A 21,251-nucleotide genomic window follows, 5' to 3' on the forward strand; every position below is an offset into this window, starting at 1 on the left:
AACTTAAAGAGAATAGGGGAGATATGCAGATGAACAAATGGGGTAAACTTTCATTAGGGATGCTGCTCGTAGCAGGCCTTATGACCGGATGCGGCAACAATAACAAAGAAAATAACGCAGCTACAGGCAACAGTGCGAATACCAATAGCAGCGCTGCGACTAAGACGCTTACACTGGGAACCAGTGCCGATTTTCCTCCATATGAATTCCACAAAGTGGTGGACGGCAAGGATACCATCGTGGGCTTTGACATCGAGATTGCCAAGCAAATCGCTGCGGATATGGGAGCTAAGCTGGAGATCAAGGATCTGGCTTTCGATTCCCTGCTGAATGAGCTCTCAAGCGGCAGAGTGGATATGGTGATTTCGGGACTAAGTCCAACACCGGAACGGGAAAAGGCGGTAGGCCTGTCGGATATTTACTACAAAGCCGAACAAGCGGTGGTTGTGCGAGAAGCCGACAAAGATAAGTTTGCGACGATGGATTCCTTGAAAGGGATGAAGCTGGGCGTGCAGACCGGATCGATTCAGGAAGACATTGCCAAAGGGATTGAAGGCGCGCAGCTCACTTCACTGGGCAAAATTTCTGAAATCGTGCTGCAGCTGCAGTCCAACCGTGTGGATGCTTCGATCATGGAAGGTCCGGTAGCCAAATCCTTTGTAAAGAACGTCAAGGGGCTGGCCATCACAGATGCCAAACCTGAGGTAGAGGATGACGGATATGTGATCGGTGTGAAGAAGGGCAACGACGAATTGCTGGATCAGGTGAACAAGACCCTGGCCCGTCTGAACTCTGAAGGCAAAATCGATGAGTATGTTGCAGCCGCAAGCGAGCTGGCCGAGAAGTAATTCCCGGGCACTTGAAGTGATCTGAAGTAGTTTAACCCCTGCAGCCGCTGCTGCAGGGAAGGCTTAAATAATTGGGAGCGATCTGAAAATGGCGGTGTTCCGCTGTTTTCTATTTTTTTGCAGACAGGAGGTTATGCCACAAATGAATGTATTCGATATCGCCTATGAGTACCGCAATTTTTTTCTTTCCGGCTTGAAGTACACTTTGCTGTTGGCTGTGCTGGGGGTATTTTTCGGTTTTGTGCTTGGGATTATTGTGTCCCTGCTGCGGATGTCCAAATTGTGGATTCTGCGTTTTATCGCGACGGCCTGGGTGGAATTCCTGCGCGGCACACCGATGCTGGTGCAGCTGTTCTTGATCCATTACGGGCTGCCGGAGTTTGGCCTGGAGTTTACACCGATCCAATCCGGGGCCATTACACTGACCATTAACAGCTCCGCCTATCTGGCGGAGATCTTCCGTGCCGGCATCCAAGGGGTGGACCGTGGACAGGTCGAAGCAGCGCGTTCGCTCGGCATGCGGCAGGGGATGACCATGCGCTATATTGTTCTCCCCCAAGCGATCAAAAACGTGTTGCCCGCCATCGGCAATGAGTTCATTACGATCATTAAAGAGTCTTCGATTGTGTCCATGATCGGGGTGGCAGATCTGCTCTTCGAGGCAAGATCCGTAACAACCATAACCTATGAGGGGCTGAATCCCTTAATTGTGATCGCCGTGATGTATTTTGTTCTTACATTCACCTTGTCGAAGGTGTTGGGCATATTGGAAAGGAGGCTGAACACGGATGATCGCCGTTAACAACCTGCACAAAAGTTTTGGCAAACTGGATATTCTGAAGGGCATCGATCTGCAGATTCACAAAGGTGAAGTGGTTGTCGTTATCGGCCCCAGCGGCTCGGGCAAAAGCACCTTCCTGCGCTGCCTCAATCTGCTGGAGCAGCCTACAGGCGGCGAAATCACCTTTGAAGGGGAGTCAATAACTGGCAAGAAGCATGATATTAACGTGACCCGGGAAAAAATGGGCATGGTCTTCCAGCAGTTCAACCTGTTCCCCCACAAAACCGTATTGCAGAATATTATGCTGGCCCCGTTGAAAGTGAAAAAGCAGCAGGCATCCGAAGCGGAGAAAATTGCCCTTGAGCTGCTGCAAACCGTCGGTCTTGCTGACAAACGCGACGCTTATCCGGCCCAGCTCTCCGGCGGACAAAAGCAGCGGATTGCCATCGCGCGGGCGCTTGCCATGCAGCCGCATGTGATGCTGTTCGACGAGCCCACTTCGGCGCTTGACCCGGAAATGGTCGGTGAGGTTCTGGAGGTCATGAAGAAGCTGGCGGAAGACGGCATGACGATGGTCATTGTTACCCATGAGATGGGTTTTGCCCGTGAAGTAGGCGACCGCATCCTGTTCATGGACGGCGGCGTTATCGTGGAGCAAGGCGATCCTTCACAGGTATTCGGCAATCCGCAGCATGCACGGACCAAGGATTTTTTAAGCAAAGTCCTATAGCACAGCCCTTTTGCGGCCCCGAATCTTATTCGGCGGCCGTTTTGCTTTTGCCTGGGGAGAAATGGGTGTTATAGTATATAGATGGCCAATCAACTTGAAAAGGAGTACATACAGATGAGAGATGATCTTTGCCGGATTGGCATCATTGATATTGGTTCCAACTCCATTCGCCTTGTGATCTATGATACGACGCCGGAAGGAGGCTACAAAATCATCAAGGAGTGCAAATACTCCGCTCGTCTGAGTGAGAAAATTACCAGGGACGGCAGGCTGGAGCGGAAGGACATGGATAGGATTGTGCCCGTCCTTCATCAGTTCAAGGAGATTTGCAGCGAGTCCGAGGTCGACAAAATCCGTGCCGGTGCCACTGCGGCGATCCGCAATGCGGCGAATTCAACGGAGATCATCTCCTACCTTTCGGAGGCATCGGAGATCCATATTGAAGTCATCAGCGGCCACCAGGAGGCCTACTTTGGATTTCTGGGCGTTATCAACGCCTTTGATGTTCAGGATGGCTTTGTGATAGATATCGGGGGCGGAAGCACGGAGATCACCTTGTTCCGGGGACGGCGCTACCAGCAGAGTATTTCCTTTCCGTTCGGTGCGGTGAATACGAATCTGATGTTCGGCCACCATGGCAATTGGAACAATGATCAGATACGCAAGCTTCAGGCCTATGTGACCGGGAGGCTGGTGGAGCATGATTGGCTGAACAGCGGGCCGGGATTGCCGCTCTACGGGCTTGGCGGGACACTGCGCTCCCTCGGAAAGCTGGACCAGAAGATGCGGGATTATTCGCTGCCGAATTCACACGGCTACACTCTTTCCGGCGAGACCATTGATAAATTTATGGAGACGCTGCCTTCCATTCCGTATGAGAAACGCAAAGATTTGGACGGGCTCTCCAAGAGCCGGGGGGATATTATCGTCTCCGGGCTGATTATATTTCATACGGTGTACCGGTATATCGGCGCCAGCCGGGCCGTAATCAGCGGGGAAGGCCTGCGGGAAGGCATGCTGCATGACCTGCTCGATCCCGGGCAGCCTGTGCGCGACAGCGCCCTGGAATTCAGCCTGAACACGATAATCCGCTTTGATATCCGCACCTCGAAGCGGCATCTGGACCATATCTACAAGCTGGCGGTGAGCCTTTTTGACGCCTTTGATGCAGAAGGGGACCGGGACGAGCAGCGGATGCTGATCTATGTGTCAGTCATGCTGCACCGGACCGGCTCCAATATCAATTATTATCAATCCAAGCGGCATACGCGGTACTGGCTGATGAATTCCCCGATCCGCGGGCTTACACACCGCCAGCTGATTCTGGGAGCATTGATTGCCTCTTACAGCACCAAAAGCCGGAAGCAGAAATTGTCCCAGACTCACAAGGACATTTTGCTGGCTTCCGACGAGGAATGGATTCATAAGCTCGGTACTCTGGTACAGCTAAGCATTGCTCTGGACAGTACCGAGATTGGCATTGTAAGCGGGCTGGAGGCCCGCCTGCACGGCAATACGCTTGATCTGGAGCTGCAGGGTGCAGGCGAACTCCTTATCGGGCTGGAGGACATCGAGAACGCCCTCAAAGCGTTCAGGAATGTTTGGGGGTTGAAGGTAAAGCTCGGCTTCCCTTCCAACGCGTAACCTCCATAGCAGCGAATTGGCTCCGGAAAGGGGCCTTTTTGTCGTCTGCACGTTCATAATATCCGTTCGGCTGCAGAAAGCTGGATTTCACATTATCCTTGAGGGTGATCTCAAGAATCTTGACAATCTGCTTGCGGATTACAGGGTCCTTCACCGGGCACATCAGTTCAATGCGCCGCGTCAGATTGCGCGTCATCCAATCGGCGCTGGACAGGTAGACCTCAGGATTGCCGCCATTCTCGAAATAATAGATCCGGGAATGCTCCAGGAAACGGTCGACAATACTGCGGACCGTGATCCGCTCGCTAAGGCCTTCTATCCCCGGCCGCAGGCAGCAGACGCCGCGCACAATCAGATCAATAGGCACGCCTGCCTGGGCGGCACTGTACAGATTGTCAATGACCTCCTGGTTCGACAAAGAGTTCATTTTGGCGATGATCCGGGATGGACGCCCGGCAGCGGCATGTTCGGCTTCGCGCAGAATCAGCTTTTGCAGCGACAGGCTCATGTTGGTCGGAGCCACAACGAAGGCATTCCAGTCATAATTGGCCGAATAGCCGGTCATCTGGTTGAACAGTTCTGAAGCATCCAGACCAATCTCGCTGTTCGCTGTGAACAGGCTGAGGTCCGTGTAGGCTTTGGCCGTGCTGTCATTGTAGTTGCCTGTTCCCACATGCACATAGCGGCGCAGTTCAGGCCCTTCCTGGCGGACAATAAGCGTGATCTTCGCATGGGTCTTCAGGCCGACCAGCCCGTACACGACATGGCAGCCGGACTGCTCCAGCTTGCGCGCCCAGGCGATGTTGCGCTCCTCGTCGAAGCGTGCCTTCAGCTCGACAACGACAGTGACCTGCTTGCCGGATTCAGCGGCGACTGCGAGGGCACTGATCAGCGGAGAGTTTCCGCTGACACGGTACAGCGTCATTTTTATTGCCATGACCTGCTCATCTTCCGAGGCCTGCGTAATGAAATCGGTCATCGCATCAAAGGATTCATAAGGATGGTACACCAGTACATCGCGTTCGCGCAGCACCTCGAAGAAATCCTCATTCTCATCAAACTCCGCAGGATAGAGCGGTTCAATCGGCGCATCATGCAGGTAGCTGAAGCCCTTCAGGCTGCCGGCGAAGCCGCGCAGGAAACCAAGATCCAGCGGCCCGTCAATCTCAAAGACAAAATCCTCAAGCTCGAATTCAGCCTGCAGCTGCTCCAATGCATAAGGGTGGATTCCTTTTTGGACCTCCAGACGGGCAGGGACGCCCCGCCGCCGTTTGCGCAGCTCTTTTTCAATCTCCTCAAGCAGGTCCTCCGCACCTTCCTCGTCAATCGTCAGGTCGGAGTTGCGGGTTAAGCGGAATTCGCTTACGGCAACGGGATCGTAGCCGCTGAACAGAGTCTGGATATGATGGCGGATTACGTCTTCTATAAAAACAAACTGCCGTTTTTTGCTGTTGGAACGGTGGGGAAGAGGAATGCATCTCGGCAGATTGGAAGGGATCTGCAGAATCGCAAAATAAGGCTCTTCCTCCTGGCTGTCCTTGCGTGTCAGCACGACGGCAAGATAGATGAACTGGCTGTGCACCAGCGGAAAGGGACGGCTCTGATCTACCGCCATGGGTGTCAGGACAGGGAAGATAATGTCCCGGTAATATTGTTCAATGGACAGCTCCTGTGCCGGTGTCAGGTCCTCATAATTCACAAACACGATGCCTTCCTTGTGCAGACTGCGGGAGATGTCACGGAATGTCCGGTATTGATCGGCAATAATTTTGCTGACCCGCTTGATGAGGCGTTTATAAAGACCGGAGGGGGTATAGCCGGTAAAGTCCTTTTTAGTATAACCGGCCCGGATCTGATCCTGAATCCCTGCCACGCGGACACTGATGAATTCATCCAGATTGCTGGACACAATCGCCAGGAATTTGGCCCGCTCCATCAGGGGATTGTCCGGATCCTGCGCCTCCTGGAGTACGCGGCGGTTAAATTCGATCCAGCTTAAGTCACGGTTCAGGTAGGCGGTTGCCGGGCTGGTATGGTTGTTCTTTTTTTCTTCTTCGTTCACGTTCATGGACCCTCCAAGTGCTTCAATGTCTTTGTGTTCTTCTATCATTCTACTATTTGCTAAAGAGAGAAATGTTAAATCTGTGTAAAATCTGCGGGGAATTTGTACCGGCTTTTTTGCAAAAGTATGAATTATTGAAATAATCCATTAATAATATGTTATCTTTTGACTGTTTGGTAACGCTTCAAAATGCCATTTCTGTCAGTTTGGTAACAATTTCATAGGCAATGGTTACAAAATTGTGATATATTCATTACTGTTAGTTTTACAAACCAACACATCAGGGCAAATACAAGGTACATACGTCCGGAGTTACTGTGTAGCAGGAAGAGCGGGACACCCCCATCGGACTGCGATAATAATGAAGGAGGATATTATGAAAATCAAGTTTGGAGCGGCTGCAGCACTGGCTGCAGCGCTAGGAATCAGCACATTGGTGCAAGCAGCACCTGTTCAGGCAGACAGCGTACATATCGCAGGAGAAGCTACTACCTATTATACCTTATCCAATCATTATGGCATAAGCATGGATAAGATTATGGACGCCAATCCCAATATTGCAGCCAATAATATTTATCCGGGCCTGAAGCTGGCCATTCCGGGCATTGTGAAGACACAGGCCGTAGCGGTTGCCGAACCTGCAGCCAAGGCATTCGGGGAAGCCTCCCTTTTAAGTGTAGAGCCGCAGACCAGCACCGTTCAGGCCTGGGGTAAGGAATACAGCTATGACAAAGTGCTTCAGGTCAAAGCAACGGCGTATTCTTCAGCAATCAGCGAGAACGGCAAATGGGGAGCCGTTGACTATTTCGGCAATCCGCTGAAGCTGGGCACGATTGCAGTCGATCCCAGTGTGATACCGCTTGGCACAAAGATGCTCGTAACCGGCTATTCCCATCCGGGTTTGCCCAAGCAGGCGTTCGTTGCTACTGCAACCGACATGGGCAGTGCGATTAAGGGAAACCGCATTGACATCTTTATCCCCGGCAGCCAAAGCTATGTTGCGGACTTCGGGTTCCAATATGTGCAGCTGTATATGATCGAATAGGCTCTAAACTGAAAAGGAAACGAAGCCTGCCGAAGCCCGGCAGTCTCCGTTTCCTTTTTTTGTGTCAAAGAAGAGGTCTGCTGTTTATTTTTCTTGGCTGATCTGAAGCATCTGGGGGACGGTAACGAAGGTATAGCCTCTTTTGCGCATGATATTGATCACTTCCGGCAGTGCTTGGATAGTTCCACGCAAATCGCTGCCCCGGCCTCCTCCGCCATGCTGAAGAACGATGGCCCCTTTGCCGGCGCCCGCAATGATATTATTCCGCACCTGTGATTTGCGCAGTCCCTTCCAGTCAAGTGAGTCCACATTCCAGTTCACCAGCTTGTAGCCGTGGGCTTTAACCCATTTCAGCTGCGGTTCACTGATGTCCCCATAGGGCGGGCGGATCAGCCGGGGTTTATAGCCGGCCGTGGTTTTGATGATATTTTCAGTGCGGATAATCTGTGTGCGGAATGCATTTACGCTGATTTTGCTGAACTCCGGATGGTTGTAGGAATGATTGCCGACGGTGTGGCCTTCCCTGATCATCCTGGCCACAAGCTCCGGGTGCTTCTCAGCCCGGCTGCCCACAATAAAAAACGTGGCATGTACATGGTACCTGCGCAGAACGTCCAGCACCTGCGGCGTGAAACGGGGGTCCGGCACATCATCGAATGTAAGGGCGATTTGTTTCCGGTGCGGCCCACGGGTCTTAATCGTTTCAGGATATTTGCGCAGCAGTTGGCTGAGGGTAAGTGTTTTGGAGCGTTTTTGCAATGGTGCTGCACTTCGGGAAGAAGAACCTGCGGGGATGGCTTGATCTTCCTTTGGAGTTGCCCCGGATTTCTGGCTGCTGCCCAGTTGGAGAATCTGCCCGGGAATCTCCGGAGAGGCGGCGGCACGCTCACTGGAGGACACAGGAATGTGCAGTGTTATGCAGATCCCCCCCAGAATGAGCAGCCTTAGGCTCATCTGCAGACATTTCATCCAGTCATACCTCCTTTTCGTATGGATTACTCCCTGACTTCTAACTTACCTTGTTATCCCCAGCCGCAGGCAGAATTATGCTGAATCTCCATGCCTCCAATGCCGGAAATACGTGTATACTACATTTGACGGGGAAAAAACCTGTCTATTATGAGAACGCAGCGGGAAGGAAGGAATGGAAATGCCGGATTTATTTGCACCCTATGATTTAAAGGCCCTGTCCTTAAAAAATCGAGTTGTAATGCCCCCCATGTGCCAATACGCTGTAGTCAAGCAGGACGGAATCCCAAATGACTGGCATTTCGTTCATTATGTCAGCCGGGCTGTGGGCGGTACCGGATTCATTATTGTAGAGATGACCGGAGTTCATCCTGATGGCCGGATCACCAATCAAGATACGGGGATCTGGAGCGATGGGCATATTGAAGCTTACCGGAGACTGACCGATGCGGTACATACTCAAGGCGCCAAGATTGCCATCCAGCTTGGCCATGCCGGCCGCAAGGCTCAGGATGCGGAGCCGCCCGTTGCACCGTCGGCCATTCCATTCGACGCCAAGTCCAAGACACCCCGTGCACTCGGCACAGAAGAAATTGCCGGGCTGATAGAGGCCTACCGTGAAGGGGCACGGCGGGCAGTGGAAGCCGGCTTTGATACTGTTGAGCTTCACGGGGCCCACGGGTACCTGATTCACCAGTTTCACTCGCCGCTGACCAACGTCAGAGAGGACGAATATGGTGCAGACCCGTTTCTGTTCGGCGAACAGGTGACCCGTGCCGTACGTGAGGTGCTTCCTGTTGAAATGCCGCTGCTAATGAGAGTATCCGCCAAAGAATACGTCGAAGGCGGATATGATGAAGACTATGCGCTTGAGTTCTGCCGCCGCTATAAGGCTGCTGGAGTGGATATGTTCCATGTGTCTTCAGGAGGCGAAGGACCCATTGGATCCAATGGCGGTCCTAATGCAGGACCGGCATACCAGGTCGGTCTTGCCGAGTTCATCCGCAGCGGACTCCAGGTTCCTGTGATTGCAGTTGGGCGCCTGGAATCCTATGAGGAGGCCCAAGCGATTGCCACGGAGGAGAAGGCGGAGCTTGTTGCCGTGGGCCGGGGAATGCTGAGCGACCCTTATTGGGCGCTGCACGCCGAAGAGGCGCTCGGCGGAATAGATAAAGCGAATGTGCCAAAGCCATACGAACGCGGGGTCTGGAAGCAAAAATAGACAATTAGGAATGTGAACTTTGTCACAGATTTTAAGTTCCTTCTAAGGCATGGTTAATAAGATTAAATTTGAAGGAGCTTGATAACGTGGCGACGGTGATTAGTAACGAGCGGCTGGCAGATGGAGTGTATCACCTTCGGGTCGAAGGGGATTACGGTGGTGCAATGGGGCAATTCTACATGTTGCGGGCATGGGGAGCCTTTCCGCTGCTGTCAAGACCGCTAAGCATACATCAAGTGAACGATAACGGTGTGGAATTTCTGTATCATGTGGTGGGTGAAGGAACGAAGATTTTTGCTGAACTGAAGCCCGGAGATTCCCTGGAGCTTGAGGGGCCTTTTGGCAGCGGATTTCCGGCTGTGGATGGCAAAGTTGCTCTAGTGGGCGGGGGAATCGGGATCGCCCCTCTGTACTACTGTGCGCAGGAGCTGCCGGGCAGCGATATTTATCTGGGCTTCAGCCGTGAGGCGTTCCGCACGGAGGCTTTTCGCCCTCTGGCCGCTGAATTGACAGTCAACGTAGGCGGCCTGGTGCTCGATAGCGTCGACTTTACAAGCTATGACCATATCTTTGTCTGCGGGCCGCATCCGATGCTGAAAGCTGCGCAGCTGAAGGGGATCGCTGCACAGGCAGCCGGCAAAAGACCAAATGTGTATCTGTCCCTGGAGAACCGCATGGCTTGCGGAATCGGCGCCTGTCTCGTGTGCAGCGTCTCCTGCCGTGACGGACAGCGCAAGGCTTGCGCAGACGGTCCGGTATTCAATGCGGAAGAGGTGATCTTCCATGATTAATATGAATGCTAACATAGCGGGTGTTCATTTCAAGAACCCGATCATCATGGCCTCCGGAACCTTTGGTTTCGGCCGTGAATACAGCAAGCTGTATGATGTATCCCTGCTGGGGGGTATCTCCGGCAAAGGCCTTACCCTTCACCCTAAGGCAGGCAATCCCGGTGTGCGTGTCTATGAGACAGCTTCCGGCATGCTGAACAGCGTGGGGCTGGAGAATCCGGGGGTAGAAGCGTTCCTCGCCAAGGAGCTTCCTTATTGGGAGACGCTGGATACCGCACGTTTAGTGAACCTAGGGGGTAACACGCTGCCAGATTATGTGCTGGGGGCCGAACTGATTCAGCGGGATGCCGAGGCGCGCAGCGCTGCCGGCAAACCTGCGGTGGATATGATTGAGCTGAATATTTCCTGTCCGAACGTCAAAGAAGGCGGGATAGCCTTTGGTGTAAAAACACCTGCTGCACAGGAGGTGGTGCGTGCTGTAAGAGCGGCAACCAAGCTTCCGCTCGCAGTGAAGCTGTCCCCGAATGCCGAAGATATCGCGGAGATGGCCGAAATGTGCCAGGAGGAAGGCGCTGACGCGATTTCGCTGATCAATACGATCTCCGGCATGAAGATCGATGTCCGCCGCCGCCGCAGTGTATTCAATAATCTATATGCCGGATTGTCCGGTCCTGCAATCAAACCGGTGGCGCTCCGAATGGTGCACCAGGTGGCGAAGCGGGTATCCATACCGGTGATTGGCATGGGGGGTATTACCTCCGCTACAGACATCGTCGAATTCATCATGGCCGGAGCAACGGTGATTCAGGTGGGCACCTATAACTTCATGAATTTGCGTGCAGGCAGCACGCTTGTAGAAGAGCTGCAGCAGTTCATGATCGAGGAGAACATATCGTCGCTGGAGGAAATCCGCGGTATCATCTAAATATAGGCAAAGATTTGTGGCTAGGTCTTCTCTTCCTGAGATAACTTCGTGTACTATGGTTAATATAATGGGAAAGGGGAGTAACAATGTCTTCTTCAGAGCTTCATCCCGGTGATATTGAACTGTCAGCTATCGAGGTGGGCCGGGACCTGCTGCTGCTGATTGGCGGAGGCGTCCGGCATATTGGCGCCGCCAGTACTGCTTATATGGAGGAAGGGAACGTCAAAGTATCCACGTCGGCGGTTCCTCATCATAAGGAGCATACAATCTGCGAGTCTATTGCCGCGCGGGCTGCCGCTGCACTTGACCGGACGGTTACCGTGGTGATGGGCATTCATTACGACAATTTAAGCAAGGAAGGCATAGCCCGGGTTGTGGACTTTGTGAATCTCAAAGTGGATCAATATTTATTTGGGCAAAATTTGAAACGATAATGCAACTCCCTGCGTAGAAGATAACAAATAAGCAACTCACTTTTATTTTGGAGGAATGAACCAATGTCTATTTTTAAAAGATTGCGTGATTTGACCATGTCCAATGTGAATGCGATTATCGACAAAGCGGAAGACCCGGTCAAAATGACGGACCAATACATTCGTGACATGACTGAAGATTTGGAGGATGCGGAAAAAGCTGTTGCCGCCCAAATCGCCATTGAGAAGAAATTCAAGCAGCTCTATGAAGAACAGGAAGCGCTGGTAAGCAAGCGTAATCAGCAGGCGCACACCGCTGCCCAGGCTGGCAATGCCGATCTGGCCCGCCGTGCTCTCGAAGAGAAGAAGGCTGCAGAAGCCAAGCTGGTGGAATACAAGGCAAGCTTTGACCAGAACAAGGCATCTGCGGATAATCTGCGCGGCAAGCTGGAGGAAATGCGCAAACAGCTTACCCAGATGAAAAACAAACGTGAGACGCTGGTTGCCCGTTACAATGCAGCTAAGGCCCAGACGGAAATCAACAAAGCCATGAGCGGATTCAGCTCCGATTCCGCCTCCGCAGGACTGAAACGGATGGAGGACAAAATGCTGGCCGCGGAAGCACAGGCTGAAGCCAGCAATGAGATGAGCTCCGGCAATAAATCGCTGGATGACGAATTTGAGAAGCTGGGCAAGGATCAGGCGGTAGAGGATGAATTGGCCGCACTGATGAAGCAATACGACAAACAATAACATATCGGCATAGGCCCAGGCTTCAAGGCTGATGTCCACAGGCGAAGGGGAGACAGATTGAACGTTTCTTCTTCGCCTTCTCTATGCTGCCGTCAGCGGGCAGGCAAACTGATTATCGGGGGCTAAGTAATGGATTTCCATATTCTGGTGTCCATGGTGGTATGGACGGTAAGCGGCGCAGTACTGCTATGTGTGCTGATGTACGTGGATTCGCTCTTTACCCGTTATAACGATCTGGAAGAGATCAAAGCAGGCAATATGGCGGTTACCATGCGGTTCGTGCTTAAGCTGCTGGCGCAAGGCTATATTCTATCGTCCTCCATTGCTTCTTCGAGCAGTTTGGGAGATGCACTGGCGGTCTCCATAGTTTCCTTCGTGCTTTTATTTTTCCTGGAAAAAATAGTACGTCTGCTCCTGTTCAGCTGGGCGAAGCTGGATCTGGACCATGGCACCCAACTGGGGAAAATCGGCTACGGCGTACTGGCAGGCTCCCTTCATCTGACCGGTGCATTGATTATTGCGGCTTATATTCGAGGCTAGAAAACCTTTAAAAGGAATGATGAGTTTGAGTATTTGGAAACGTATTGGTAATATTTTCTCCAAACCTGAGGCTCCGGCTGCGCCCAAAAGTATGCTGGACCTGTCGCCAGGCGATATTTGCGAGGTGTCTCTGGTAACCTACGAGGTAACCGGGCGTACGCAAACCAGCGGCCGCAATGCTGTGGTACTGACTTTGCGTGACGGCAGCAATATCGGGTATCTGTATATAGAACAAAGAGAGCAGCTTCAGTACGCATTGTATCAGCCGATTGACGGGCGTCTGGATAATCCTGCCGAGGTGCCTGCTACCCTGGAGCTGGATGATTACACATATTATCTGGAAGAGGAATATGAAGGTTATGCTTCGGTCACCGGACAGACTCCTTATATGAACGGCGGGCAGCAGCATGTATGGCAATACCAGTCCGATGAGTCCCGGCTGCTTCGGGTTGAGTGGCAGAATGGCCGTTTTATGCTGTATGAAGGTGAAAAGGTCATTCCGGGAGACGTTAAAGTCATCCGGGCTTAGAAGGTACAGGAGCTTTGCGGTACGGCTGTATGGTCCCTGAAAGGGACGGTGCAGCCGTTTTTGTGCCAAATATCTTTTATATATTTGTTGCTGAAACGATACACCGTTGTTGGAGCGCCTGGTGCCAGCCTACCCGGAAACAATGGCAGAAATGCCGTTGTTAGAGCGTCGAAGTCCAACTTCCCCTTATCTTGGAAACTATAAAGTTGTGGTATTAGCCGGTCTAGATATCTTAATTCCAACTAGCGCACCGGCTTCTCCGCAGCGCTAGTTGGAAAAAGGGATCTTATTTTTCCGGAAGTTTAAAAATCCTGAAGTTTAAATGGAAAAATGGACCTGATTGGGCCACATTTCTGGTCCAATGGCGAAATGAGCTGAATTAGTGTACCTTATTCCACCTCATCTGCCAGAGGATAGGTACTCCGGCAAATTAGTTAACCTTTTTCCACTTAAAGCGTTGCCGTCGGATTCATGGGGAGTCGTTCTCCACGTAACGCTAAATGCAAGACGGCTGCACTATCCCGTGGGGCGGCACACTGTTTCGCCCATGGAAAAATATTGAAACGGACAGCGGAAATAAGCGTATACTGGTGGTAAGAAGTTCTAAGGAGGAGCATGTTATGAAAGAAAAGAACGGTAAGGCTGTAGAAGTCATAGCATTTTGCGGCAACGCCCTTAAGGGGTTCCTCTGCAGTTCAGTTTTTGACCCGGATATGACGGAGAAAAAAGCCGCAGGCACTCCTGAATTTTCGGCCAAGCAGCTATTGGACCATGTTTCAGGCAAAAAAAGGTTGTCTGCACCGGAGCTTCAGCAGGCACAACGTGCTTACAAATACTGCCGTTTCGTTTGAAGCAGCCTTGAAGATTTCTATAATGATGGATGCTATCGCTTCATTGCGGGGCATCTATTTTTTTGAACTCTGTAAGGTCTGCCATGTTAAAATAGTCCTGTATGGCCAGTGGATCAACTCCAATATGTTATTTATGACAAAACAAGATGAAGAGGTTGGATACACATGAACAGTAAAGAGGAAGCAAAAGATTCCAAATTTCATCGTAAAGCACTCCAGGTTGCAGAAGCCCAGTCGCGGATCATTGAATATGGGAAGCTGCTCCAGATGGAAAAGGTGCCTCTGGACCAGAGTGCAGGACGTTATTTGGCTGAGCCCGTCTATGCACCTCATCCGTTTCCGGCCTTTAACCGATCAGGAATGGACGGTTATGCGCTTATTGCCGCTGACACAGAGGAGGCGGGTGAAGGGAAATGGGTCTGGCTGGACGTGGTGGACAATATCCCATGCGGAGCCGTACCTGCTGCCGAAATCCGGAGAGGGACGGCTGCCCGCATTATGACAGGAGCCCAGGTGCCGGCAGGCGCGGATACGGTCGTGATGCTCGAAGCTACCGAGAGCAGGGAAGAAGGCGGAAGACTTCAGGTGGGCATCCGCAAGCCGCAGGCAGCCGGCAAGAATGTGACACCGCGCGGCTATGAGCTCAAGGAGGGGGAGCTTGTGCTTTCCGCCGGAAGGATGATTAAGGCCGGCGATATTGCAGTTCTGGCTGCTTTTGGTATCCCTATGGTAAACGTCATACGCAGACCCAAAGTAGGCATCTTCGCAACCGGAACCGAGCTGTTGGACGTTCATGAACCGCTGGTTCCAGGCAAAATAAGAAACAGCAATTCTCCTATGCTGGAAGCGCTGGTGCAGGAGTGTGGCGGGGAGCCGGTGATGCTTGGGTCCATTGTGGATGATATTGAACAGGCGCGAAGCAAAGTGCAGATTGCTTTGGAAAGTTATGATGTGGTGATTACCACCGGCGGGGTGTCTGTCGGAGATTATGACATCATGGGAGATCTGATCCGCGAGAACAGCGGGGACATGCTGTTCAACAAGGTGACGATGCGTCCCGGAAGTGTGACAACGGCCGCTGTCCGGGAAGGAACGTTATTACTGGCTCTGTCGGGCAATCCGGGTGCCTGTTTTGTGGGCTTTCATTTGTTCGCCCGGCCTGTCATTCTGCAAATGCAAGGGGCTGACCAGCCATTCCTGCCGGAATGGACAGCAGTGCTGGGGGCAGATTATAACAAAGTGAATAATTACACCCGCTTTGTCCGTGCCCGGCTGGAGATTCATGAAGGGCAGCTCTATGCCTATCCGGCCACCATTGATGAATCCTCTGTGATGGTAACGATTAAGGATAGTGACTGCCTAATCGTGATCCCGCCGGAGGAACGGGGGGTATCTGCGGGAGATTCTGTGAAAGTACTCAAGCTGCCTGGTGAAATTCGGGGTTAAAGAATGAGGTCTGAGCCAGGTAATGCGGGATGGGAGGCTGCTGGGATGAAGCGGCGCAGACAACAAAAGATGACAAGTAGAAACGGCTTTGCCGTCCTTTTTAAGGACGGTACCGTTTCAGCGAGAAGTAGAAGGAAAATTTATAGCGTGAAGCATATAAATTCTTATATTTTGAACAAAGGGAGCAGCAGACCTGCCGTGTGCCAGATCGTAGGTTATAAAAACAGCGGTAAAACGACCCTGCTCTGCGAATTGATTCCCCAGTTGCGGCAGAAAGGCTGCACAGTAGCGGTCATTAAGCATGACGGACATGATTTTGAGATGGACCATGAGGGAACGGATACCTGGAAGCAGCGGCAGGCCGGGGCTTCAGCAGTTGCCATCACCAGCGCTGCCCGGACATCAGTGATTCAGGAACGGACAAGCAGTCTGGCGGAACTGATTGAAGCTTTTGCCGGCTATGATTATGTGCTGGTAGAGGGCTTCAAACAGGAGCATTACCCCAAAATCGTCCTGATCCGCCGTGAAGAGGATATCCCGCTGTTGGGAGAGGCAAGCAATATCGTCGCAATGGCCGTTTGGGACACATTACAGGATATGGAATTACCGGAGATCCGTGGCATTCACCGGTTTGCCATTAACGACAGCCCGGAAATAGCTAACTTTTTGTGGCAGCAACGATCTTATTTTCAAAATTTCAATATATGAAAAATTCACAATAGAAATCCGTAGTGCAACAACTCCCGTAGATGTTACATCATTATAAACCCTGTCACAAAGAACAGCGGCCCTGCTCTCCAGTCGAAGGAGTGCGGAGCCGCTGTTCTGCTGTATGGATTTCCGGGAATAAAGAGCAATAATGCAGCGGCGCTTCTACACCGTAGTCCAGTGCTCAGGATGTACAAATCTATCGGGAAGCTTGGTCACAGCATCGCCCTTCGCCGCATTAAGCTGCGATTGGGTTAGGAACAGCGTACCTCTAAGGTCAGCGCCGCAAAGATTGGTGTCGCGGAAATCAGCGCCGATCAGATCGGCTCCCCTCAGATCCGCACCGCTAAGGTCTGCAGCAATCAGATATGCTCCACGCAGACTGACACAGCGAAGATCTGCTTTCTTAAGCTTGGCGCCGATCAGGTCAGCGCCCCGGTAGACTTTAGGACGTTTGGGGGTATTGTGCAGCTGACGCCGTGCAGCCTCGCGTGCCAGTTCGCTGGTCCGCAGCAGCAGCTCATTAATCTCTGCACGGTGAGCATGCACATCCACCTTAAGCAGTTCATCAGCCGGCAGCAGGGTCAGCCGCTCAGTCTGCTCAAGTGCGGAATAGAGCTGGCTATGGATCGGCTGGGCCGCCGGCAGCAGCAGTGCCTCAGTCAGATAACACAGCAGCTCATGAAGATGACGCATCACCGGGAAGACCTCGAACATTAGGGCGGCAGTTTCCGGAGCCTCGCGCCAATCCTTGCCGTTAAAGGTAATATGGGAAACCTTTGGACCTGCACCAAAACATTCATATACAGTACAACCCCTGAATCCCTTGGCTCTCAGTCCGGTATGAATCCCGCAGCGGAAATCATTCCGCAGGTTAGGACAAGGCTGGCCGGCATTTTTATCGATGGCAAAGTCTGATGATACGGCAAAGGGCAATGCGGCACAGCAGAGGCCAAAGCAGCTTTCGCAATTGGACTGTAAATGAATATTTCGTGGGTCGGGTGAAGCAGACAGCAATTCTTGAGGGTAAGACATTTAAGATAATTACTCCTTTCAGGATAAGAGGATCAGCTCTCCAGACGCCGCTCAATGGCCTCGGACATCGTTTTGTCTGTAAGATGCGCATATACCTCGGTAGTTTCTGTCGAAGCGTGTCCGAGCTGTTCCTTCGTTTTGTAGATATCATTTTGCAGATAATAGTCTGTAGCAAAAGAATGGCGCAGCTTATGCACGGTAAGATAGGGCTTGCCGAACCGCTTGGCGTATTTGATAATCATCTCCTGGATCGCCCGCTTGGTCATCCGTTTGCCTTCATGGCTGCCGTTCGGCAGTGCAATGAACAGCGCTTTTTCTTTCTTGGGTGTTTTGTAGCGGGACTGCCGCAGACTCAGATAGAGCGAGAGGTCATCCTTGGCCTGCTCCCTGAAGTAGACCGGGGTTTTGAATGTTTCATCGTTATTCCCCTTGCGGTAGACATACAGCAGCTTATTGTTCACATCCAGATCATCCACGTTCAGGTTGACCACTTCAGAGACACGGAGGCCGGAGTTCAGAATGAGGCTGGCAATGCAGGCGTCGCGTTCGCGGTTGAGCTGGAAGGAATAGTAGGCCTGCTTGTTCGCTTCAACATCCCGCCCATATCCATCGTAAATGTATCCTACGAACTCCAGCAGCTCCTCGTCTTCCAGAATTTTGCCTTTGAGCTTGGCGGCTGTGTCCTTGGGCTTGTGAATGCGGTTGATCTCCACCTTAGCCATGATGTTGCGCTTGAGCAAGGGATAGAAATTCTCGTCTTCAGCAATCTGGCTTAAATAGTGGAATAACGAACGAAGTGCCGAAAGCTTGCGGGAGACCGTAACTCTGGTATTGGTTCCCTCGGCACGGGTGGTCAGGTACAGACGGTAACCGACAATGCTGTCCATATGCAGAGTCTCCAAATCCAGTAAAGTAATCTCCGCCAGACTTGCGGCCTGGGTAAGACCCTCCGCACGCAGCCAGCCGAAGAACGATTCATAATCGCGGATGTACTCCAGCAGAGTAGAGGGGGAGAGGTCTGGACGTTTGAAGTCAATGAACTGCTGTACAAACCAGGGCATGAGCAGCACTTTTTCGTCTAAATGTTTGCGGTCGCTATTTTTTTGAATGCTCAAAAACTTGTTCACCTGCCTTATAGTTGCTGATCATCTGCGGAGTGGTCTTCCTTGTTTCTTCCTATTTTATCATGTTTCATAGCTTTTGGGCGGCTTTCACTCTGGCATACAGGGGTTGCCTTGCTCCTGAAGTGGCAAAGTTATAGAATGTGTAATAAAAGTGATCTTAAGAGGTGACCTAATGGAACTTGGAATCGAGCTGGTTCCCAAAGAGCAGCGCCACACCATCAGCAGGCTGATGCAGTTTTATTTATATGACTTTACCCGCTACCTGGAGCTTGAGGTGGACCGTGACGGCGCGTTTCCGGCCTATCCCGGTTTGGAGGCTTACTGGAACAGCGGAACTAATAAATTCGCCTATTTGTTCACGGTGGACGATAATATTGCCGGATTTGCACTGGTGGACAGGCTGCTTCGCAGTTCAGAGGGACAATTCTATATGACCGAGTTTTTTGTGATGCAAAAATACCGCCGCAGCGGAGTAGGCACATGGGCGGCACACCGGCTGTTCGATATGTTCCCCGGCGACTGGAAGGTTTCGCAGATCCGGGCCAACACCCCTGCACGCAATTTTTGGCACAGGGTCATTGGCGCGTATACTGGCGGAGAATTCAAAGAACGATTCAATCCCAAGCAAGGCAATCCCAGTCAATACTTCAGTACGTTAAGTATTAATAGGGTGAATAAATAAACGGATGAATCGTGGAACAGGGCTTTATTTTTTCTTTAGAATTATGCCGCTTTTTTCTCCATATTGCCGCTGTATCATGGACCCATAAGGTGTTGAAAGAGACAGGAGTGGGAGCATGAGAATGGGACAATGGATGAAAATGGGACTGGCTGTAGCGATTGTGGCACAAGCTGCGGCGATACAGCCAGTATCTGCGCAAGCACAAGCGGTGAAGGTACAGACGGTGCAAACGGAGGTGCAGGCGGTGCAGCCTCAGCCACAAGATGTACAATCGCCAGCGCACGCAGCGGATACCCCGCCGGAGAAGCAAGAGGAAGCAGCCGCTAGGGGAGAACGTGAGCGGTTGGAGCGGCAGACCGATGAATTTATGAAGTCAGCGATGGACAAATACCATGTGCCGGGCGTAACTTTGGCGGTGGTCAAGGATGGTGCAATCCTGCTGGAGAAAGGCTACGGATATGCGGATGTAGAGGCCAAGGTGCCGGTAGATCCGTTCAAGACCCGCTTCAGCATCGCTTCGGTGTCCAAAGTATTTACGGCTACAGCTGCGTTGCAGCTGGCGGAGCAGGGGAAGCTGGACCTGGATGCGGATGTGAACCGCTATTTGCCGGATTCGCTGCAAGTGGCCAACCCTTACCATACTCCGCTAACCATGAAGCATTTGCTGACGAATACCGGGGGGTTCGCCAATGCCGAACAGCGCGAAGGGGCTTGGTCGGACATAGTACCGGAGCAGCGGGTTCCCCTCGAACAGACCCTGCAGAAGCTGCTGCCGCCGCTGGTGAGGGCACCGGGAGATGCAGTGCAGTATAGCAATGAAGGATTTACCCTCGCCGGATATATTCTGGAAAGAGCGAGCGGCCTGTCCTACGATGATTATATCCGCCAGCATATTTTTACTCCTCTGCATATGGACAACAGCTTGACTTATCTTACACCGGAGCGGTTGAACCAGCCATTGGCCCAGGGGTATTCCTACGATAAGGGGTTTGTCAAAATGAAGCAGGGGGAGGTTCTGACCTATCCCGCCGGCTCCATCTGGTCAACCGCTGACGATATGGGCAAGTTTGTATTGGCACATCTGCAGGATGGGGGCCAAGGGGAGAACCCGATTTTTGGACAGGATACTGCGAAACAGATGTACTCGCTGCAATATTCCGCGCATCCCTTAATGCCTGGTTATGCCTACGGCTTTTTTCAAAACGATAAAAACCCCGCCATTCTGGTTCATCCCGGAGATACGGAGGCATTTTCTAGCTTAATATCGATTATGCCCTCCAAGGGAATCGGGTTTTTCATCGGCTGCAACTCCCAATACGAGGGAGACGACGGGACTTTGCGGGATGCCTTTGAGGAACAGCTCTACTCCTTCTTCGGAGTAAGTATGGATCAGCCGCTGGCCACATCGACCGGGGAGGCACCGGAACCCGCTGCAAGCATTCAATCCTACGCCGGTACATATGCCATGGTGATCAGCGAAGGGCTGGGCCCAGGAGTTTCCAAGCTGCGGTACCGGATGATGACACCCGGAGTGACCGTCAGTAAGCAAGGGGAGATTACCCTGAAATCCGCGGGTGAGGAGCTGAACGGACAATATACACAGATCGGCAAGCGGATTTTTTACAATAAAAAGGCCAATAAATATCTTGTACTAAAAGAAGGAGAGAGCGGGAGCAAATATCTCGTGCTGGACACTACAGTGCCCTACCAGGCATTTGTTAAGCTGAATTCCTGGGAAGCAGGGGCCGGAGGACTGGCCTGGAAAATAGCGCTCGCTGGCGCACTGTTGGGTCTTTTAGCAGGATTGATTGCCATTTGCAGACGCAAAAAATCGGGAGCGACGCGAATGCGTCTGCGGCACAGGCTTCCTGCCTATCTTATTGCTCCGCTTATTCTTGGTGCGGCGGCAGTTATTCTGCTGGGTGTTTTCTCCGAAAGCCGTGCGGTACAGGGCCAGTGGCTGCTTGCAGCCAACATTCTTGCAGCGGGGATCGCAGCAGCCATAGCGTGCTCGGTTGGATTTGCAGTAAAATATGGACGAAGCAAAAAACTGCATCTCTTTGACGCAGCGGTTATTCTGGGATTGGGACTGGCCGGAGCCAGCGCGATCCTCTATATGTATCTGATGAAGCTGCTGCTTTTTATTTAGAGGA

Annotated in this window: 21 protein-coding genes; 17 read left to right on the plus strand and 4 right to left on the minus strand. The window is 52.0% G+C overall.

What is annotated here, in order from left to right; translation table 11 throughout:
• The first annotated feature begins 29 nt into the window (after window positions 1-29).
• The 4 genes from BLQ82_RS07765 to BLQ82_RS07780 all read left to right on the plus strand — a co-directional run bounded on the left by BLQ82_RS07765 (window position 30) and on the right by BLQ82_RS07780 (window position 4,003).
• Window positions 30-848 (plus strand): transporter substrate-binding domain-containing protein, encoded by an 819-nt coding sequence (locus BLQ82_RS07765; RefSeq protein ID WP_062528438.1) that lies wholly within the window; start codon window positions 30-32, stop codon window positions 846-848.
• 142 nt (window positions 849-990) lie between these two features.
• Window positions 991-1,650 carry an amino acid ABC transporter permease gene (locus tag BLQ82_RS07770; RefSeq protein WP_062528437.1) on the plus strand — a complete coding sequence of 220 codons (660 nt, stop codon included), beginning with the start codon at window positions 991-993 and terminating at the stop codon, window positions 1,648-1,650.
• Complete coding sequence (locus BLQ82_RS07775) at window positions 1,637-2,359, plus strand: amino acid ABC transporter ATP-binding protein (protein ID WP_062528436.1); 723 nt, start codon at window positions 1,637-1,639, stop codon at window positions 2,357-2,359. Before BLQ82_RS07770 ends, BLQ82_RS07775 begins: the two co-directional genes overlap by 14 nt.
• 114 nt (window positions 2,360-2,473) lie before the next feature.
• The gene (locus BLQ82_RS07780; RefSeq protein WP_062528435.1) at window positions 2,474-4,003 is read left to right on the plus strand and encodes a Ppx/GppA phosphatase family protein; all 1,530 of its coding nucleotides are present in this window, start codon (window positions 2,474-2,476) and stop codon (window positions 4,001-4,003) included.
• Here the strand turns inward: BLQ82_RS07780 and ppk1 are convergent.
• Complete coding sequence (gene ppk1, locus BLQ82_RS07785) at window positions 3,951-6,071, minus strand: polyphosphate kinase 1 (RefSeq protein ID WP_062528434.1); 2,121 nt, start codon at window positions 6,069-6,071, stop codon at window positions 3,951-3,953. The two genes, BLQ82_RS07780 and ppk1, sit on opposite strands and share 53 nt — an antisense overlap.
• A 370-nt stretch (window positions 6,072-6,441) precedes the next feature.
• Between ppk1 and BLQ82_RS07790 the strand changes: the two genes are divergently transcribed.
• A complete protein-coding gene (locus BLQ82_RS07790; protein ID WP_425281072.1) occupies window positions 6,442-7,110 on the plus strand; it encodes a 3D domain-containing protein in 669 nt (222 codons plus the stop codon).
• 84 nt (window positions 7,111-7,194) lie between these two features.
• On the opposite strand, the gene BLQ82_RS07795 is transcribed toward BLQ82_RS07790, so the two are convergent.
• Complete coding sequence (locus BLQ82_RS07795) at window positions 7,195-8,079, minus strand: polysaccharide deacetylase family protein (RefSeq protein ID WP_062528432.1); 885 nt, start codon at window positions 8,077-8,079, stop codon at window positions 7,195-7,197.
• 181 nt (window positions 8,080-8,260) lie between these two features.
• On the opposite strand from BLQ82_RS07795, the gene BLQ82_RS07800 reads away from it, so the two are divergent.
• The 10 genes from BLQ82_RS07800 (at window position 8,261) to mobB (ending at window position 16,257) form a co-directional block, all read left to right on the plus strand.
• Window positions 8,261-9,301, plus strand: a complete 1,041-nt coding sequence (locus BLQ82_RS07800) for an NADH:flavin oxidoreductase/NADH oxidase (RefSeq protein ID WP_062528431.1) — start codon at window positions 8,261-8,263, stop codon at window positions 9,299-9,301.
• 86 nt (window positions 9,302-9,387) lie between these two features.
• Complete coding sequence (locus BLQ82_RS07805) at window positions 9,388-10,092, plus strand: dihydroorotate dehydrogenase electron transfer subunit (RefSeq protein WP_062528430.1); 705 nt, start codon at window positions 9,388-9,390, stop codon at window positions 10,090-10,092.
• Window positions 10,085-11,017 (plus strand): dihydroorotate dehydrogenase, encoded by a 933-nt coding sequence (locus BLQ82_RS07810; RefSeq protein WP_062528429.1) that lies wholly within the window; start codon window positions 10,085-10,087, stop codon window positions 11,015-11,017. Before BLQ82_RS07805 ends, BLQ82_RS07810 begins: the two co-directional genes overlap by 8 nt.
• Window positions 11,018-11,103: 86 nt before the next feature.
• On the plus strand, window positions 11,104-11,451 hold the full coding sequence (lpdD, locus tag BLQ82_RS07815) for a prenylated flavin chaperone LpdD (protein ID WP_062528428.1): 348 nt from the start codon (window positions 11,104-11,106) through the stop codon (window positions 11,449-11,451).
• A 63-nt stretch (window positions 11,452-11,514) separates the two neighbouring features.
• Entirely contained in the window at window positions 11,515-12,183 is a 669-nt protein-coding gene (locus BLQ82_RS07820; RefSeq protein WP_020429902.1) for a PspA/IM30 family protein, read from the plus strand.
• Between the two features lie 129 nt (window positions 12,184-12,312).
• Window positions 12,313-12,723, plus strand: coding sequence for a DUF350 domain-containing protein (locus BLQ82_RS07825; protein WP_062528427.1), 411 nt, complete (start codon window positions 12,313-12,315; stop codon window positions 12,721-12,723).
• Window positions 12,724-12,748: 25 nt separating this feature from the next.
• Window positions 12,749-13,252 carry a DUF4178 domain-containing protein gene (locus tag BLQ82_RS07830; protein ID WP_062528426.1) on the plus strand — a complete coding sequence of 168 codons (504 nt, stop codon included), beginning with the start codon at window positions 12,749-12,751 and terminating at the stop codon, window positions 13,250-13,252.
• A gap of 620 nt (window positions 13,253-13,872) precedes the next feature.
• Window positions 13,873-14,103, plus strand: coding sequence for a hypothetical protein (locus tag BLQ82_RS07835; RefSeq protein WP_062528425.1), 231 nt, complete (start codon window positions 13,873-13,875; stop codon window positions 14,101-14,103).
• Between the two features lie 165 nt (window positions 14,104-14,268).
• A complete protein-coding gene (locus BLQ82_RS07840; protein WP_062528424.1) occupies window positions 14,269-15,549 on the plus strand; it encodes a molybdopterin molybdotransferase MoeA in 1,281 nt (426 codons plus the stop codon).
• A 147-nt stretch (window positions 15,550-15,696) separates the two neighbouring features.
• The gene (mobB, locus tag BLQ82_RS07845; RefSeq protein ID WP_244280726.1) at window positions 15,697-16,257 is read left to right on the plus strand and encodes a molybdopterin-guanine dinucleotide biosynthesis protein B; all 561 of its coding nucleotides are present in this window, start codon (window positions 15,697-15,699) and stop codon (window positions 16,255-16,257) included.
• Window positions 16,258-16,422: 165 nt separating this feature from the next.
• Here the strand turns inward: mobB and BLQ82_RS07850 are convergent, their stop codons facing one another.
• Both BLQ82_RS07850 and xerS read right to left on the minus strand, forming a co-directional pair.
• Window positions 16,423-17,292, minus strand: a complete 870-nt coding sequence (locus BLQ82_RS07850) for a pentapeptide repeat-containing protein (protein WP_062528423.1) — start codon at window positions 17,290-17,292, stop codon at window positions 16,423-16,425.
• A 32-nt stretch (window positions 17,293-17,324) separates the two neighbouring features.
• Window positions 17,325-18,407, minus strand: coding sequence for a tyrosine recombinase XerS (gene xerS, locus BLQ82_RS07855; protein WP_062528422.1), 1,083 nt, complete (start codon window positions 18,405-18,407; stop codon window positions 17,325-17,327).
• A gap of 181 nt (window positions 18,408-18,588) precedes the next feature.
• Between xerS and BLQ82_RS07860 the strand changes: the two genes are divergently transcribed.
• Both BLQ82_RS07860 and BLQ82_RS07865 read left to right on the plus strand, forming a co-directional pair.
• Window positions 18,589-19,098, plus strand: coding sequence for a GNAT family N-acetyltransferase (locus BLQ82_RS07860; protein WP_062528421.1), 510 nt, complete (start codon window positions 18,589-18,591; stop codon window positions 19,096-19,098).
• A gap of 115 nt (window positions 19,099-19,213) precedes the next feature.
• Window positions 19,214-21,247, plus strand: coding sequence for a serine hydrolase domain-containing protein (locus BLQ82_RS07865; protein WP_062528420.1), 2,034 nt, complete (start codon window positions 19,214-19,216; stop codon window positions 21,245-21,247).
• The last annotated feature ends 4 nt before the right edge of the window (window positions 21,248-21,251 follow it).

The sequence above is a fragment of the Paenibacillus jilunlii genome, from assembly GCF_900102965.1.
GTDB classification, from domain to species: Bacteria; Bacillota; Bacilli; order Paenibacillales; family Paenibacillaceae; genus Paenibacillus_AQ; species Paenibacillus_AQ jilunlii.

Excerpts from the sequence above, each read along its gene's own strand:
- BLQ82_RS07865 (WP_062528420.1), top strand. The coding sequence starts at position 19,214 with ATGAGAATGGGACAATGGATGAAAATGGGACTGGCTGTAGCGATTGTG.
- BLQ82_RS07835 (WP_062528425.1), top strand. The coding sequence starts at position 13,873 with ATGAAAGAAAAGAACGGTAAGGCTGTAGAAGTCATAGCATTTTGCGGC.
- lpdD (WP_062528428.1), top strand. The coding sequence starts at position 11,104 with ATGTCTTCTTCAGAGCTTCATCCCGGTGATATTGAACTGTCAGCTATC.
- BLQ82_RS07800 (WP_062528431.1), top strand. The coding sequence starts at position 8,261 with ATGCCGGATTTATTTGCACCCTATGATTTAAAGGCCCTGTCCTTAAAA.
- BLQ82_RS07860 (WP_062528421.1), top strand. The coding sequence starts at position 18,589 with ATGGAACTTGGAATCGAGCTGGTTCCCAAAGAGCAGCGCCACACCATC.
- BLQ82_RS07770 (WP_062528437.1), top strand. The coding sequence starts at position 991 with ATGAATGTATTCGATATCGCCTATGAGTACCGCAATTTTTTTCTTTCC.
- BLQ82_RS07840 (WP_062528424.1), top strand. The coding sequence starts at position 14,269 with ATGAACAGTAAAGAGGAAGCAAAAGATTCCAAATTTCATCGTAAAGCA.
- BLQ82_RS07850 (WP_062528423.1), bottom strand. The coding sequence starts at position 17,292 with ATGTCTTACCCTCAAGAATTGCTGTCTGCTTCACCCGACCCACGAAAT.
- BLQ82_RS07820 (WP_020429902.1), top strand. The coding sequence starts at position 11,515 with ATGTCTATTTTTAAAAGATTGCGTGATTTGACCATGTCCAATGTGAAT.
- BLQ82_RS07825 (WP_062528427.1), top strand. The coding sequence starts at position 12,313 with ATGGATTTCCATATTCTGGTGTCCATGGTGGTATGGACGGTAAGCGGC.
- BLQ82_RS07780 (WP_062528435.1), top strand. The coding sequence starts at position 2,474 with ATGAGAGATGATCTTTGCCGGATTGGCATCATTGATATTGGTTCCAAC.
- BLQ82_RS07765 (WP_062528438.1), top strand. The coding sequence starts at position 30 with ATGAACAAATGGGGTAAACTTTCATTAGGGATGCTGCTCGTAGCAGGC.
- BLQ82_RS07810 (WP_062528429.1), top strand. The coding sequence starts at position 10,085 with ATGATTAATATGAATGCTAACATAGCGGGTGTTCATTTCAAGAACCCG.
- BLQ82_RS07795 (WP_062528432.1), bottom strand. The coding sequence starts at position 8,079 with ATGAAATGTCTGCAGATGAGCCTAAGGCTGCTCATTCTGGGGGGGATC.
- BLQ82_RS07775 (WP_062528436.1), top strand. The coding sequence starts at position 1,637 with ATGATCGCCGTTAACAACCTGCACAAAAGTTTTGGCAAACTGGATATT.
- ppk1 (WP_062528434.1), bottom strand. The coding sequence starts at position 6,071 with ATGAACGTGAACGAAGAAGAAAAAAAGAACAACCATACCAGCCCGGCA.
- BLQ82_RS07790 (WP_425281072.1), top strand. The coding sequence starts at position 6,442 with ATGAAAATCAAGTTTGGAGCGGCTGCAGCACTGGCTGCAGCGCTAGGA.